The sequence below is a fragment of the Pseudonocardia sp. HH130630-07 genome, assembly GCF_001698125.1.
Lineage (GTDB): Bacteria > Actinomycetota > Actinomycetes > Mycobacteriales > Pseudonocardiaceae > Pseudonocardia.
This window is the reverse complement of record NZ_CP013854.1, coordinates 1,308,158-1,323,211: the sequence shown is the minus strand read 5'-3', so window position 1 is coordinate 1,323,211 and position 15,054 is coordinate 1,308,158. Positions and strand designations below refer to the sequence as shown.

Here is a 15,054-nt window from a genome sequence, read left to right as displayed (position 1 = left end):
GCGGGACGTCATCACGGGACCGGGAACTACCCTCGTCCGGAGGAGCGGCCGGGGGTGTCGTGTCCTCGACGGGGGTGACGACGCTGAGCGAGCATCTGCTCGAGGTCCGCGACCTGCACGTCCACTTCGGTGGCGGCTCGGACCCGGTCCGCGCGGTGAACGGCGTGAGCTGGCACGTGGACCGCGGGGAGACACTCGCGATCGTCGGCGAGTCCGGATCGGGCAAGTCGGTGTCGGCGCTGAGCCTGCTCGGGCTCGTCCCGCCCTCGGCGACCGTGGCCGGCGGGGAGGTCCTGCTCCAGGGACGCTCGCTGCTGACGCTGCCCGAGGCCCGCCGGCGCGAGGTGCGCGGGGCGGAGGTGGCGATGGTCGTCCAGGACCCGCTGACCGCGCTCAACCCGGTGTACACCGTCGGTGACCAGATCGCCGAGGCGATCCGGGCGCACGACCGCGGCACCGGCCGGGCGGCCGCCCGCCGCCGGGCCGTCGACCTGCTCGGTGAGGTCGGTATCGCCGATCCCGCGACCCGGTCGCGGCAGTACCCGCACGAGTTCTCCGGCGGCATGCGGCAACGCGTCCTGATCGCGACGGCGCTGGCCAACGACCCGAAGGTGCTCATCGCCGACGAACCGACGACGGCGCTCGACGTGACGGTCCAGGCCCAGATCATGGACCTGCTGGCGCGGCTGCAGGACCGGCGCGGCACCGCGATCGTCCTGATCACCCACGACCTCGGGCTGGTCGCCGCGCACGCCGACCGGATCGTCGTCATGTACGGCGGGCGGGTGGTCGAGACCGCGCCCTGCGAGGAGATCTTCGCCGAGCCCCGGCACGCCTACACCCACGGCCTGCTCGCCGCGCTGTCCCGGATCGACCGGGCCCGCCCGGCGAAGCTGGAGCCGATCCCCGGCCGGCCGCCGGACCCGGCGCACCTCCCGCCGGGCTGCGCGTTCCATCCGCGCTGCCGGTTCGCGACGGCGGAGTGCACGGACACGGTGCCCCCGCTCGTCGGGCCGGCCGGGCGCTCGGGGCACCGGCACGCCTGCCGGCACACCGACCGGGTGGCGGCCGCCGTCGCGACCCCGGTGGAACCGGCCCTGGAACAGTCCGTGCCGGGCGTCCGCGTGGCCGCCGTGGCCGCGGAAGCGGAGCCCGTGGTCGCGCCCGGCGCCGTCGCGGAGCGGGCCGTGCTCGAGGTCCGGGGCCTCACCAGGACCTTCCCGGTCCGCGGCGGGCGGGCGTTCCGGCGGCCGGCCGGCGTCGTACGGGCCGTCGACGGGATCGACCTGGAGATCGGCGCGGGGGAGACGCTGGCCCTCGTCGGCGAGTCCGGCTGCGGCAAGTCGACCACCGCGAGGGCGATCCTCCGGCTGCTGGAGCCGACGTCGGGCACCGTGCGCGTCGGCGACCGCGAGGTGACCGCACTGTCCCGGGACGAGCTGCGCCGGGCCCGGGCGGACATGCAGATCGTGTTCCAGGACCCGTCCGGATCGCTCAACCCGCGGATGACGGTCGGCGCGATCCTCGCCGAGAAGTACACCCTGCTCGGCGGCCAGCCGACCGCGTCGACGGTCCCGGACCTGCTGGAGACGGTCGGCCTCGCCGCCGAGCACGCCGGCCGGTACCCGCACGAGCTGTCCGGCGGGCAGTTGCAGCGGGTCGGCATCGCCAGGGCGATCGCGCTCGACCCGTCGTTCGTGGTGCTCGACGAGCCGGTCTCCGCGCTGGACGTCTCCGTCCGGGCCCAGGTGCTGAACCTGCTGGAGCAGCTGCAGCGCGACGCCGGCCTCGGCTACCTGTTCATCACCCACGACCTGTCCGTGGTGCGCCACGTCGCGGACCGGGTCGCGGTCATGTACCTCGGCGAGATCGTCGAGACGGCCGGCCGGGACGACCTGTTCGCCGACCCCCGCCACCCCTACACCCGCGCGCTGATCTCGGCGGCCCCGGTCCCGGACCCGCGCGCGGAACGGGAGCGGGAGCGGATCGTGCTCGGCGGGGACGTGCCCGACCCGGCCGATCCGCCGTCGGGCTGCCGGTTTCGGACCCGGTGCCAGAAGCTGCCGCAGCTGGACGGGACCGACCGGCGGCGGTGCGTGGAGGAGCGGCCGGTGCTGCGGGCCGGGACGGACGTGTCGCACCGGGTGGCGTGCCACTTCGCCGGGGTGTGAGCACCGCCCGGGCGGGCGTCCCGCGATGGTGGCTCCGGGCCCGGCAGCCGGGTGACCCGGCAGGACCCGGCACCGTGGCCGGCCGCCCCGCGGGACACGGCCCTGCGCTGCCGTTCCCGGCCGGTGGGACAATCCCCGGCGTGTCGCTGGTACTGGGGATCGAGACGTCGTGCGACGAGACCGGGGCCGGGCTCGTCCGGGACGGCGTGCTGCTCGGTGAGGGCCTCGCCTCGTCGGCGGACGAGCACACCCGCTTCGGCGGTGTCGTCCCGGAGATCGCGGCGCGGGCCCACGTCAGCGCCGTGACGCCGATGGTGCGCGCCGCCGTCGACGCCGCCGGGGTGTCGCTGGCCGACGTCGACGCGGTCGCCGTCACGGCCGGGCCCGGGCTGTCCCCGGCGCTGCACGTCGGGGTCGCGGCGGCCAAGGCCTACGCGGCGGCGCTGGACGTCCCGCTGTACGGGGTGCACCACCTCGCCGGGCACGCCGCCGTCGACGTGCTGGAGCACGGGCCGTTGCCGCCGCGGTGCGTCTGCCTGATCGTCTCCGGCGGGCACACCTCGCTGCTCGCGCTGGGTGATCTCGCGCGGGACCCGGTGGAGCACCTCGGCGACACCGTCGACGACGCGGCGGGGGAGGCCTTCGACAAGGTCGCTCGGCTGCTGGGGCTCCCGTATCCCGGCGGGCCGTCGGTCTCCCGGGCCGCGCTCGACGGCGACCCCGCGGCGATCGCCTTCCCGCGGCCGATGACCGGGCCACGGGACGCGGCGTTCGGCTTCTCCTTCTCCGGGCTGAAGACGGCCGTCGCCCGGCACGTCGAGTCGGCCCAGGACGCCGGCCGCGCGGTCGGGACCGCCGACGTCGCGGCGTCGTTCCAGATGGCCGTCGTGGACGTGCTGGTGCGCAAGGCGTTGCGGGCCTGCCGCGAACGCGGTGCCGACACGCTGCTGATGGTCGGCGGGGTGGCGGCGAACCGGGTGCTGCGCACGGAGATGGAGCGGGCCTGCGCCGGTGCCGGCATCACCCTGCGGGTCCCTGCGCCGCGGCTGTGCACCGACAACGGCGCGATGATCGCCGCGCTGGGGGACCTGCTCGTCCGCTCCGGGGCCGAGCCCGCCGGGCTGGCGTCGACGGCGGTGCCGACCGTCCCGCTGACCGGCGCGTCGGTCCCGGCCGCCCCGGCGACCGGCGAGGCCGCGGCGTTCGCCCTGCCGACCTCGGTCGCGGCCCGGCCGGCCACCGCCTCGTAAGCTCCTCCGGTGTCCCCCGCGCGCCGCCTGATGCTCGTACACGCCCACCCGGACGACGAGACCCTGACCAGCGGCGGCACGATCGCCCGCTACACCGCCGAGGCCGACACCGGCGTCACGGTCGTCACCTGCACGCTCGGCGAGGAGGGCGAGGTCATCCCGCCGGAGCTCGCCCAGCTCGCCCCGGACCGGGGCGACCAGCTCGGCGGCTACCGGACCCGCGAGCTGGACGCCGCGCTCGCCGCCCTCGGTGGCCCGGAGCACCACTACCTCGGCGGGACCGGACGCTGGCGCGACACCGGCATGGTGCTCGCCGGGCACGGCACCCGGGCCGCGCTGCCCGCGGAGCTGCACCCGCGGGCGTTCGCCCGGCCGGACGTCTTCGGCACCCAGCTGGCCCAGCTGCTCGACGTGATCGACGCCGTCCGCCCGCAGGTGCTCGTCTCCTACGCCGCCGACGGGACCTACGGGCACCCCGACCACGTCCGCGCGCACGAGCTGACCGCCGCCGCCGCGAAGGCGCGCCCGGACGTCGTCGCGAAGCTGTACTTCGCCGTCCGCTCGACCGAGCTGCTCGACGAGGGCCTCGCCGAGCTGCTCGACGCCTGCGGTGACGACCCCGGCCGGACCGGGCTGCGCTGGCCGGAGCCGGACGAGCACCCCGGACACGACGCCGGCGCCGTCACCACCCGGGTCGACGTCTCCGCCCACGACGACGAGCGGATCGCGGCGATGCGGGCGCACGCCACGCAGATCGACGTCCGCTGCGGCGGTGGCTGGACGGCGTTCGCGATGAGCAACGGCATCGTGCAGCCGCTGCTCGGTGTCGAGGAGTTCGTTCTGGACGGCGCGGAACCGGGTACCTCGGAGACGGACCTGTTCGAAGGGGTGGAGACGTGACCGATCCGACGCGGCTGCCGTTCGCCGCACTGCTCGTGGTGCTCTCGGTGCTGCTCGCGGCGTTCGAGCTGATGTTCCAGATGCTCTACATCGGACCCGTTCCGGTGCCGGTGGGGACGGTCGTCGTGCTGGTGTCGCTGCCCTGGCTGGTGCGCACCACGGTGACCGAGATCTCCCCGACGGCCCTCGGCGCCGCGGCCCCGGTGCTGCTGTGGTTCGTCTCGATCCTCGTGCTCGGCATGTTCGGCCCCGGCGGCGACATCCTGCTCCCGGCGAACTGGCAGTCGTTGCTGCTGCTCGTCGCGGGCGCCGGGGTCGGTGTCGTGTCGTTCCGGCGGGCCGTCGACGGCCTGGCCGGTGACCGGTCGCGGCGGGTGGTCTGAGTGCTCCAGGTCCCCGACGACGACCTGGTCCGCGTGCTGCGCCCGTTCGTCCGTGCGACCCGCCCGGTGCTGGCCGGGCTGCGCGAGGCGGACCCGTTCGGCCTGCGGTCGCGGGTGACGCCCGGCGCAGACACCCCGGACCAGGCGTCGCCGGAGGAGCGTTCGCTGGCCGACCGGATCCTCGACGCGCTCGCGTCGGTCCAGGTCCCCGGCACCGCGGCGTGGGCCCGGATGGACGTCGACGCCCGCACCCACTGGTGGGTCTACCGGGTCGGCCGGTTCACCACCCTGATCGCGGCGATCCCCGGCCTCGGCGGCGCGCTGGCCAGGACGCTGCCGGTGTCCGACGCCGTCGGCGCGGCGGGGGAGGGGCTGCTGCTGGTGGCGATCGCCGGTGAGCACGGCGTGACCGACGAGGACCGGCTCGTGGAGCTGCTGGCCTCGGTCCTCTTCGACCGCGAGCTGGCACTGGGCGAGCGGACGCTCACCGCCGAGGAGGACGCCGCGGCCGACGCCCGCGCCGCCGAGATCACCGGCGACCTGCGCGGCGGTGGTGCGCGCGCGGCCCTGCGCAAGGTCGGCACCGCGGTCTGGCGCCTCGGCCGGGCCCTGTGGTCGGTGGAGGAGGAGCTGGACAAGCGCCCGCACGGCCGCTTCTACCACCAGTGGCTCGGGCTGCTCCCGGTCGTCGGGGTGGTGGGGAAGTACCTGGGCGAGTGGTCCGGCCTGAAACGCGCCGCGAAACTCGGCCGGACCTGGCTGACGAGCAAGGGCCTGACCACCCCCCTGACCCCGCCCCCCGCCCCTCTCCTCTCCCCTCCCTTTCTCCATTCATGGAGCTTCAGCCTCGCCTCACGAGGCCGAAGCTCCATGAGTGCCGTCCGGTTCGGGGCGCGTGAGGCCACTGGGGCGAACGGCACGGGTGGGAACCGAACCGCTGCGACGAGGGGCGGGGCGAGGGAGCGCGGTCAACGGGGCGGGGCCAGGTAGTGGTAGCGGTGGTGCTCGGTCCAGCCGTCGTGGGCGTAGAGGGCCCTGGCGGGGGCGTTGTCCGCGGTCACGTCGAGGGTCGCGTGCCGGGCACCCCTGGTCCGGGCCCAGGCCAGGGCGTCGCGCATCAGTGTCGCGCCGATCCCGCGCCGCCGGTGGGACTCCCGCACCTGCAGGCGCGCGACGTAGACGTGATCGGCCACGATCGCCGCACTCACCGCGCCGGTCGTCCCACCGGTCTCGGAGACGGTCGTGCCGAACCCGAGCAGCGGGCCGCCGGGACCCGGTTCCGGGACGAGGACCGCCCGCGCCATCGACCCCGGCGCCGGGACCGGTTCGCCGAACACCGACCACCAGGCTGCCGGGGGTTCCGGCGGCAGGTCGGCCGCGGCGGTGCCGGGCGGCAGGACGTCGTCGATCGCCGCCACCAGGACCAGGCACTCACCCGGGTCCGCGCGGACGGCCCAGCCCTCCTCCAGTACCCGGTTCGACCACGGCGAACCGACGGGTGCCTGGACGAGCGGCTCGATGCCGTGCTCCTCGGCGAACCGGGTCACCGCGGCGAGGGCCCCGGCGACCGTGCTGCCGGGATCGGCCAGCGCCAGCGCCGAGTTCGCGCGCTTGGACCAGCCGCCGGCGGACCGGAGCAGCCAGCCGCCGTGCTCGCGGCGCACCGGCGCCGGCCAGGCCGCCGACCGCAACCGCTCCAGCCGGGCTACCGCGGCCCGCGACGCCCGGCGCGCCGGGGCCGGTGGCACCTCCCGCACGGCGACGACGGCGTCCCGGTCCACCCGGACGGGACCCGACCGGGTGTGCACGATCACACCGTCCGGCCCGTCCGGGGCGAGCTCGCCGACCGCGTCGGTGAACCGTGGCCCGGTCGAGCCGTCGGGTGCAATGCGGTACCGGAGTGCAACTCGTCTCCCGTGGGCTTTCTCCAGCATGGCGCCGACCACCTCACTCCTGCCCTCACCGGGGCCGCGGGTTAACCTGCGGGAGTCCCAGTTTGAGCGGGCACCCCACCACCACATGATCGTCGGGGGCTCGCGCCCCGAGTGGAGGACCACCGACAGTGACCTACGTGATCGCCGAGCCCTGCGTCGACCTGCTCGACAAGGCGTGCATCGAGGAATGCCCGGTGGACTGCATCTACGAGGGTGGCCGGATGCTCTACATCCACCCCGACGAGTGCGTCGACTGCGGTGCCTGCGAGCCGGTCTGCCCCGTGGAGGCCATCTACTACGAGGACGACGTGCCCGACCAGTGGGCCGCCTACACCAAGGCGAACGTCGACTTCTTCGACGAGCTCGGCTCGCCGGGCGGTGCCTCGAAGGTCGGCAAGGTCGACATGGACGTCGAGCCGGCGAAGAGCCTGCCGCCGCAGGAACACGACGAGTGAGCGGGCCGGCCCTCCCCGACTTCCCCTGGGACTCCCTCACCGGAGCGCGCGAGCGGGCGCAGGCCCACCCGGGCGGCCTCGTCGACCTGTCGGTCGGCACCCCGGTCGACCCGGTGCCGGAGCTGCTGCGCGCCGCCCTGTCCGGTCCGGCGGCGGGTGAGCCCGGCTACCCGACCGCGCACGGTCCTGCCTCGCTGCGCGAGGCCGTCGTGGCATCGATGGCCCGGCGGTTCGGGGTGCCCGGCATCGACCCGGCCGCGGTGCTGCCGACGATCGGCTCCAAGGAGCTCGTCGCCTGGCTGCCGACGCTGCTGGGACTCGGCGCCGGTGACACCGTGGTGATCCCGGAGCTGGCCTATCCGACCTACGAGGTGGGGGCCAGGTTGGCGGGGGCCGACCACGTCCGTTCCGACGGGCTGACCGCCGCCGGCCCGGCCCGGGTCCGCCTGGTCTGGCTGAACTCGCCGTCGAACCCCACCGGGCGGGTGCTGCCGCCCGAGCACCTGCGCAAGGTGGTGGCGTGGGCCCGGGAGCGGGGCGCGGTCGTCGCGTCCGACGAGTGCTACCTCGGGCTCCCCGGGGAGGCCGACCCGGCACCGCGCTCGGTGCTGCACCCGGAGATCAGCGACGGCGACCACACCGGCCTGATCGCGGTGCACTCGCTGTCGAAGATCTCGAACCTGGCCGGCTACCGCGCCGGGTTCGTCACCGGTGACCCCGAGCTGGTCTCCGGGCTGCTCGCGGTCCGCAAGCACGCCGGCATGATCGTCTCGCGCCCGGTGCAGGCCGCCGTCGAGGCCGCGGTCTCCGACGACGCGCACGTCGCCGAGCAGGCCGCCCGCTACGACGGCCGCCGGTCCCGCCTGCGGGCCGGCCTGCTCGAGGCGGGCCTGGAGATCGAGCACTCGCGGTCCGGGCTGTACCTGTGGGCGACCGGCGACGAGCCCTGCCGGGAGACCGTGGACCGGCTCGCCGGGCTCGGGATCCTGGTCACCCCGGGCGAGTTCTACGGCCCGGCGGGCGCCCGGCACGTCCGGGTCGCGCTGACCGCGTCGGACGAACGCATCGACGCCGCGGTGGAGCGCCTCGGCGCATCCTGAACCGGTCCGCCGGGGCGGAGTCGTTCCGGCGCGCGCAGATCGTTTCATCGAGCAACGCAGACGTGCGGCCGGCGCGGACCACACGGACCGTGAGCCGAACGAAGGAGTAGCGCCGATGGCGGTGCCGACACCCACGCCGCACGGCAGCGGTCCGGCCGGGCCCCGCCCGGCGCTCGTCCTGGCCGGGGTGCTCGCGCTCGCACTGAACCTGCGGGCCGGTCTCGCCGGATACCCGCCGCTGCTGGAGACCGCCCGGGCCGAGCTCGGCATCGGATCCGGTGCGGCGGGGTTCGTGCAGGCGGGTGCGGTGCTGATGATGTCGGCCGGCTCGTTCGGCGCCGCCACGGTGGCCGCCCGGGTCGGCCGGGAACGGCTGCTCGGCGTCGCGGTCGCGACGATCGGGCTGGGGAGCCTGGTCCGCGCCGTCGCGGCGGTCCCCGCACTGATCGCCGGGAGCGTGCTGGTCGGGCTGGGGATCGGCGTCGCCGGGGTGCTGCTGACCGGGGTGGTCAAGCAGTACCTCGCGGAGCGGGCCGGCGCGGTCACCGGTGCCTACGTCGTCTCGATGATGGTCGGGGCGACGGTCGCGTCGGCGGCCGCGGTGCCGCTGGCCGTGGCCCTGGGCGGCTGGTCGTTCTCGCTCGCGGTGTGGACGGTGCCCGCCGTGCTGGCCGTGGCGGTCTGGATCCCGGTCTCGGCCCGGCTGCGCGGACCGGTGCCCGCCGCGGAGCCGGCCCCGGAACCGGCGGGGGAGCGGTCCCGTCCGTGGCGGGACCCGCTCGCCCGCCGGATCGCCTGCTACATGGCCGGCTCCTCGACGATCTTCTACGGCTGGCTGACCTGGCTGCCGCCGTACTACGAGCAGCAGGGCTGGTCGCCGCAGGCCGCCGGGCTGCTGCTGGCGGTGTGGAGCGTCGCGCAGATCCCGGCCGCGCTGCTGTTCCCGGCGGCCGCCGAGCGGCGGCACCGGTGGCGGTTCTGGGCGGCGCTGACGGTCCTGAGCAGCGCCGCCGGGACGCTCGGCGCGCTGCTGCTGCCGGCGCCGGGCAGCGCGCTGCCGTGGCTGTGGGCGACGCTGGTCGGGATCGGCGTCGGCGCCGGGTTCCCGCTCGGGCTGACCGTGATCGCCTGGCGGACGCCGACACCGGCCCGCAGCGCCGCGGTCAGCGGGTTCGGGCTCGGTATCGGCTACTTCGCGGCCGGGGTCGGCCCGCTGCTCATGGGTCTGCTCATCGATCTCGGCGGTTACCCGCCGGCGATCCTGCTCCTCGTGGCCGCCGCGGCCCTGCAGGCGCTCGCCGTGTGGTGGATCGGCGACCGCAGGGAGTAGGCCCGCCGCTCAGAGCGCGCCGGAGCGCCGGTCGAGCTCCAGCCAGGCGTCCCACCACCGGGCGCGCAGCGCCTCGGCCCTGGTGCGCTCGCGCTCCACGAGCCGCCCGCCGACGAACACCTCGTGCGCGTCGGGGGTGTCGCCGAGCTCGTCGAGCAGGGCCCGGATGCGGTGCTCGGCGACGCAGGCGTCCTGGTGGTCGCCCAGCACCTCCTGCAGGCCCTCGGCCGCGCGCAGCATCTTCCGCACCCGCTTGGCCTCCGCGGTGCGCCGCCCCCGGTCGTCGCGCATCGCCGGCTCGACCAGCTCGCCGGTGTAGCGCAGCCGCTTGGTGCGGATCCGCAGGTCGTGCAGCGTCATGTCCGGCGGGTTCTCCCCGGCCCGGCGCACGGCCCTGGCGAGCTTGCGGGCCTCGGCACGGACGAGGTCGGCCAGCGCCGGGCGCGGCTCGTCCGCCGGGGGTTCCGGCAGCGGCGACGCGATCGCCTCGACCAGCCGGCGGCGCAGCGTCGCGTGCCGGTCGGCGTCGAGCTCGTCGAGCATCTGCGCGCGGGCCGCGACCCGGTCCGCGGCGAGCACCGCGACCAGCCGTTCCCCGGCGGCCTGCTCGGCGGCCGGCAGCGTCGCGACCTCGGTGCGCAGCCGCTCGATCATGACGTCGAGGTCCCGTACCGGGCCGAGCGCGCGGCCCAGCCGGCCCAGCTCGGCCCGCAGGTCGTCGGCCCAGGCCCGGTCGAGCAGCGGGCGGGCGGACCGCAGGGCGGCGCGCATCCGCCGCACGGCGACCCGCATCCGGTGCAGCTCCTCGATGTCGGCACCCACCCGGACACCCGGCTCGTGGTGCAGCATCGCCCGCAACCGCTTGTCCAGCAGCGCCCGCACGTGGTTCACGGCCGGTTCGCCGGGCCCGGCCGTGACCGGCGCGCCCAGGTCGGCGACGCCGTAGAGGTTCGCGGGCGGCTGCGGGGCCCCGTCCATGCTCACCGCGTCAGTTGGCGTGCAGCGCGGAGTTGAGGGCGATGCCGTCGCCGGTGCGGGCGAGCGCCTCGACCGCACCGGAGACGGAGTTGCGGCGCAGCAGCAGCCCGTCGGAGCCGGACAGCTCGCGGGCCGCGACCGTCGTCCCGTCCAGGAGCGTGACCTTGGTGCCCGCGGTGAGGTAGAGGCCGGCCTCGATGACGCAGTCGTCGCCGAGGGAGATCCCGAGCCCGGCGTTCGCGCCCAGCAGGCACCGGCGGCCGATCGAGATGACCTCCTTGCCGCCACCGGACAGCGTGCCCATGATCGACGCGCCGCCGCCGACGTCGGAGCCGTCGCCGACGACGACGCCGGCCGAGATCCGGCCCTCGACCATCGAGGCGCCGAGCGTCCCGGCGTTGAAGTTGACGAAGCCCTCGTGCATGACGGTCGTGCCCTCGGCGAGGTGCGCGCCGAGCCGGACCCGGTCGGCGTCACCGATCCGGACCCCGGACGGGACGACGTAGTCGACCAGCCGCGGGAACTTGTCCACGTGGGTCACGGTGACCGGGCCGCGGGCGCGCAGCCGGGCCCGGGTCAGCTCGAAGCCGGGGACCGGGCACGGGCCGTGGTTGGTCCAGACGACGTTGGCGAGCAGCCCGAACTGGCCCTCCAGGTTCACCTGGTGCGGCTGCACCAGGCGGTGGCTGAGCAGGTGCAGCCGCAGGTAGACGTCCGCCGCGTCGACGGGGGCGTCGGCCAGCGAGGCGATCTCGGTGCGGACGACCTCGGTGCGCACCCCGCGCAGCTCGTCGGCCCCGGCGAGCGCGGCCAGCTCCTCGGCCGGGTCGGTCGCACCGGTACCGGCGATCGCCGGCGCCGGGTACCAGACGTCCAGGACGACGCCGTCGGAGCCGTCGGTCGGGGTGGTGACGGTGGCCAGGCCGGTGCCGGAAGCGCCTTCGCGGCGGTACTCGGTACTCACGGGGGCCGAACCTACCGGTCCGTCGACGGGCGCGGACACGTCGCCGGGCGTGCGCCGGGCCACGTCCGTGCCGGGCGGGACGGCCCGGCGGCGGTGGGTACCGTCGCCCGGGTGACAGGCACGCACGCGACCCCGACCACGCTCGACCTGACCGCCGACCCGGTGACGCTGACCCGGGCGCTGGTCGACGTCGCGAGCGTCTCGCACCACGAGGACGAGCTCGCCGACGCGCTGGAGGCGGCCCTGCGCACCCAGGCGCCGCACCTGGAGGTGCTGCGCTCGGGCAACGCCGTGCTGGCCCGCACCCGGCTCGGCCGCCCGCACCGGATCGTGCTCGCCGGGCACATCGACACCGTGCCGATCGCCGACAACGTGCCCTCCACCAGCGCCGACGGCGTCATCCACGGCTGCGGAACCTCGGACATGAAGTCCGGCGACGCGATCTTCGCCCACCTCGCGGCGACCGTCCCCGAGCCGCGCCACGACCTGACCTTCGTGTTCTACGACTGCGAGGAGGTCGGCACCATCCACAACGGTCTCGGCCGGGTCGAGGCCGAGCACCGGGACTGGCTCGACGCGGACCTCGCGATCCTCGGCGAGCCGACCGACGGCACGCTGGAGGCCGGCTGCCAGGGCACGATGCGCGGCGAGCTGCGGACCGCGGGGCGCCGGTCGCACTCGGCCCGCTGGTGGCTCGGCGACAACGCGATCCACCGGGCCGGGGAGATCCTCGACCGGTTCGCCGGCTACACCGCGCGCGACGTCGAGATCGACGGCTGCGTCTACCGCGAGGGGCTGCAGGCGGTCGGGATCCGCGGCGGGGTGGCCGGCAACGTCGTCCCGGACGAGTGCGTCGTCTCGGTCAACTTCCGCTTCGCCCCGGACCGGACGGCGGAGCAGGCCGTCGCGCACGTCCGCGAGGTCTTCGACGGGTTCGAGCTGACCGTCACCGACATCTCGCCCGGTGCGCTCCCGGGCCTGTCCGCGCCGGCCGCGGCGGAGTTCGTGCGCTCGACCGGTGTCGTGCCCCGGGCGAAGTACGGCTGGACCGACGTCTCCCGGTTCGCCGCGCTCGGCATCCCGGCGGTCAACTACGGCCCCGGCGACCCGAACCTCGCGCACACCAGGGAGGAGCACGTCGCCGAGGCCGCGATCACCGCCTGCGCCGACGTGCTGCGGGGCTACCTGGCGCCCTGAGCCATCCCGGCGGCGGGCGGTACCGGCCGCGGAATACCGTGGCGCCCATGGCCGACGAGAACGCCGACCCGCGGGCGCTGCCGGAGAAGCAGCGCGGCCCGGTCGTGCTGCGCCGCAGCCGCAGCATCGAGCCCACCACGACCGACCAACGGCTGCTGGACTCCCGCGGCCCCGCGGACTGGGTGCACACCGACCCGTGGCGGGTGCTGCGGATCCAGGCCGAGTTCGTCGAGGGGTTCGGCATGCTCGCCGAGCTGCCCCGGGCGGCGACCGTGTTCGGTTCGGCCCGGACCGAACCCGGTTCCGCCGAGTACGAGCTGGGCCGCGAGCTCGGGGCCCGCCTGGCCGGGGCCGGGTTCGCCGTGATCACCGGCGGCGGGCCGGGTGCGATGGAGGCGGCCAACCGCGGCGCGTCCGAGGCCGGTGGCCTGTCCGTCGGCCTGGGCATCGAGCTGCCGTTCGAGCAGGGCCTGAACCCGTGGGTCGACCTCGGGATCAACTTCCGCTACTTCTTCGCGCGCAAGACCATGTTCGTGAAGTACTCGCAGGCCTTCGTCTGCCTGCCTGGCGGGTTCGGCACCCTCGACGAGCTGTTCGAGGCGCTGGTCCTGGTGCAGACGAAGAAGGTCACCAAGTTCCCGGTGGTCCTGCTCGGCACCGACTACTGGGGCGGGCTCTACGACTGGATCTCCAAGACCGTCCAGCGGGAGGGCAAGGTCTCGGCGAAGGACCTCGACCTGCTGCACCTCACCGACGACATCGACGACGCGGTCGACGTCGTGCAGGAGGCCTACCACGCCTGGGAGGAGACCCACTGATGTCCGCAGCGTCCGCAGCGCCGGGCGGGTTCGCCGTCTGCGTCTACTGCGCCAGCTCCGACGGGGTGCCGGCGCACTACCTGGACCTGGCGTCGGCCCTCGGCGGCGGGATCGCCGGCCGCGGCTGGACGCTGGTGTCCGGCGGCGGGCGCCGGTCGATGATGGGCGCGGTCGCGTCCGGTGCGCGCGCCGCGGGCGGGCGGACGGTCGGGATCATGCCGCAGTCGATGATCGACCGGGAGTGGGGCGACCACGACAGCGACGAGTTCGTCGTCACCGACAGCATGCGCGAGCGCAAGCGGCTGATGGAGGAGCGGGCGGACGCGTTCGTCGCCCTGCCCGGTGGCCTCGGCACCTGCGAGGAGCTGTTCGAGGTGTGGTCGTCCGGGGTGCTCGGGCTGCACGGCAAGCCGGTCGTGGTCGTCGACCCGGACGGGCACTGGGACGGCCTCCTGGACTGGGCCACCGGTCTCGTCGACCGGGGATTCGCGGGCCCGCGGATGATGGACCGGCTGCGGGTGGTCCGCCCCGGTGACCCGGGTGACCTGGTGAGCGCCGTCCTCGACGCGTGTGCCCGACCCCTGACGTGAGCCCGGACCGGCTCGTGGCCCGCAAGGCCGGGCGCCGGATCGCGGTCGTGCTGCCGGCCCTGGACGAGGAGCGCACGATCGGCCCGCTGGTGGCGGGCCTGGTCCGGTTCACCGAGGGTCCGCACCCGCTGGTGGACGAGCTCGTGGTCCTCGACTCGGGCAGCACCGACCGGACGGCCGAGCGGGCCGCCGCGGCCGGCGCCCGGGTGCTCGACCGGGCCGACGCCGTCCCGGGTGCCCCGGTGCTGCCGGGCAAGGGCGAGGCGATGTGGCGGGCCGTCGTCGCGCTCGGCACGTCCGACCTGGTCTGCTTCCTCGACGCCGATCTCGTCGACCCGCACCCGGACGTCGTCCCGCGGCTGCTGGCGCCGCTGCTGCTGCGGCCGGGCACGGCACTGGTGAAGGGCTACCACCGCCGCCCGCTCGACGGGTCGGCCGGCCACGAGGGCGGCCGGGTCACCGAGCTCATGGCCCGGCCGCTGCTGGCCGCGCTGCGCCCGGAGCTGCGGCACGTGCGCCAGCCGCTCGGCGGGGAGTACGCGGCCACCCGCGAGCTGCTGGACCTGCTGCCCTTCGCGACCGGGTACGGCGTCGACATCGGGTTGCTGCTCGACACGGCGGCGCTGCGCGGGACCGGGGCGATCGCCCAGGCCGACCTCGGGGTGCGACGGCACCGCAACCGCCCGGTGCACGAGCTGGCCCGGACCTCGCGGGAGGTGCTGGCGACCGCGCTGGACCGCTGCGGCGTCCCCGACTCCGGGGCCGGGATCATCGGCTTCCGGCCCGGGTCCGGCACCGGCGGACCGGGCGCCGACCCGGACGGGGAACGGCCCGGCGACGACCCGGGCTGGCGCAGCGACGTGCACCCGCTCCTGCAGGTGGACCGCCCGGCACCGGGCCCGGTCCGGTCCGGCGGCCCGGCCGGGCCGATCCCGCCCGGCGCGCGGGCGAGCGGGGTGACCGCCCTCGTCGCCGGATCATGAT

The 15,054-nt window shown here is 75.7% G+C and carries 15 protein-coding genes; 12 read left to right on the top strand and 3 right to left on the bottom strand.

From position 1 onward, the window contains the following. Positions 1 to 59: 59 nt before the first annotated feature. The 5 genes from AFB00_RS06325 to AFB00_RS06305 all read left to right on the top strand — a co-directional run bounded on the left by AFB00_RS06325 (position 60) and on the right by AFB00_RS06305 (position 5,694). Entirely contained in the window at positions 60 to 2,171 is a 2,112-nt protein-coding gene (locus tag AFB00_RS06325; protein ID WP_068796451.1) for an ABC transporter ATP-binding protein, read from the top strand. 140 nt (positions 2,172 to 2,311) lie between these two features. After that, positions 2,312 to 3,421 carry a tRNA (adenosine(37)-N6)-threonylcarbamoyltransferase complex transferase subunit TsaD gene (tsaD, locus tag AFB00_RS06320; protein WP_068800055.1) on the top strand — a complete coding sequence of 370 codons (1,110 nt, stop codon included), beginning with the start codon at positions 2,312 to 2,314 and terminating at the stop codon, positions 3,419 to 3,421. Positions 3,422 to 3,451: 30 nt separating this feature from the next. Then, a complete protein-coding gene (gene mshB, locus AFB00_RS06315; protein WP_068800054.1) occupies positions 3,452 to 4,321 on the top strand; it encodes an N-acetyl-1-D-myo-inositol-2-amino-2-deoxy-alpha-D-glucopyranoside deacetylase in 870 nt (289 codons plus the stop codon). Then, a complete protein-coding gene (locus AFB00_RS06310; protein WP_068796450.1) occupies positions 4,318 to 4,704 on the top strand; it encodes a hypothetical protein in 387 nt (128 codons plus the stop codon). Before mshB ends, AFB00_RS06310 begins: the two co-directional genes overlap by 4 nt. Next, positions 4,705 to 5,694 (top strand): hypothetical protein, encoded by a 990-nt coding sequence (locus AFB00_RS06305; RefSeq protein ID WP_335726559.1) that lies wholly within the window; start codon positions 4,705 to 4,707, stop codon positions 5,692 to 5,694. On the opposite strand, the gene AFB00_RS06300 is transcribed toward AFB00_RS06305, so the two are convergent. Next, on the bottom strand, positions 5,673 to 6,638 hold the full coding sequence (locus AFB00_RS06300; RefSeq protein WP_197519765.1) for a GNAT family N-acetyltransferase: 966 nt from the start codon (positions 6,636 to 6,638) through the stop codon (positions 5,673 to 5,675). The two genes, AFB00_RS06305 and AFB00_RS06300, sit on opposite strands and share 22 nt — an antisense overlap. A 128-nt stretch (positions 6,639 to 6,766) precedes the next feature. On the opposite strand from AFB00_RS06300, the gene fdxA reads away from it, so the two are divergent. The 3 genes from fdxA (at position 6,767) to AFB00_RS06285 (ending at position 9,523) form a co-directional block, all read left to right on the top strand. After that, entirely contained in the window at positions 6,767 to 7,093 is a 327-nt protein-coding gene (fdxA, locus tag AFB00_RS06295) for a ferredoxin (protein WP_010241582.1), read from the top strand. Beyond that, positions 7,090 to 8,193, top strand: coding sequence for a succinyldiaminopimelate transaminase (gene dapC / locus AFB00_RS06290; RefSeq protein WP_068796449.1), 1,104 nt, complete (start codon positions 7,090 to 7,092; stop codon positions 8,191 to 8,193). The genes fdxA and dapC overlap by 4 nt, the downstream gene beginning before the upstream one ends. 115 nt (positions 8,194 to 8,308) lie before the next feature. Beyond that, positions 8,309 to 9,523, top strand: a complete 1,215-nt coding sequence (locus tag AFB00_RS06285; protein ID WP_068796448.1) for an MFS transporter — start codon at positions 8,309 to 8,311, stop codon at positions 9,521 to 9,523. Positions 9,524 to 9,532: 9 nt separating this feature from the next. On the opposite strand, the gene AFB00_RS06280 is transcribed toward AFB00_RS06285, so the two are convergent. Further along, positions 9,533 to 10,501, bottom strand: coding sequence for a CHAD domain-containing protein (locus AFB00_RS06280; protein ID WP_068796447.1), 969 nt, complete (start codon positions 10,499 to 10,501; stop codon positions 9,533 to 9,535). Positions 10,502 to 10,511: 10 nt separating this feature from the next. After that, complete coding sequence (gene dapD, locus AFB00_RS06275) at positions 10,512 to 11,465, bottom strand: 2,3,4,5-tetrahydropyridine-2,6-dicarboxylate N-succinyltransferase (protein WP_156819406.1); 954 nt, start codon at positions 11,463 to 11,465, stop codon at positions 10,512 to 10,514. Between the two features lie 111 nt (positions 11,466 to 11,576). Here dapD and dapE point away from each other — a divergent pair, with 111 nt between their 5' ends. From dapE to AFB00_RS06255, 4 genes are read left to right on the top strand one after another with little or no spacing between them, the layout of a single operon-like run. After that, positions 11,577 to 12,662: a succinyl-diaminopimelate desuccinylase gene (dapE, locus tag AFB00_RS06270; protein ID WP_083275975.1), complete on the top strand. Its 1,086-nt coding sequence runs from the start codon at positions 11,577 to 11,579 to the stop codon at positions 12,660 to 12,662. 47 nt (positions 12,663 to 12,709) lie between these two features. Beyond that, complete coding sequence (locus tag AFB00_RS06265; protein ID WP_068796445.1) at positions 12,710 to 13,480, top strand: TIGR00730 family Rossman fold protein; 771 nt, start codon at positions 12,710 to 12,712, stop codon at positions 13,478 to 13,480. Next, positions 13,480 to 14,070, top strand: a complete 591-nt coding sequence (locus tag AFB00_RS06260; RefSeq protein WP_068796444.1) for a TIGR00730 family Rossman fold protein — start codon at positions 13,480 to 13,482, stop codon at positions 14,068 to 14,070. The genes AFB00_RS06265 and AFB00_RS06260 overlap by 1 nt, the downstream gene beginning before the upstream one ends. Further along, complete coding sequence (locus tag AFB00_RS06255; RefSeq protein ID WP_231974251.1) at positions 14,067 to 15,053, top strand: glucosyl-3-phosphoglycerate synthase; 987 nt, start codon at positions 14,067 to 14,069, stop codon at positions 15,051 to 15,053. Before AFB00_RS06260 ends, AFB00_RS06255 begins: the two co-directional genes overlap by 4 nt. Position 15,054: the final 1 nt, after the last annotated feature.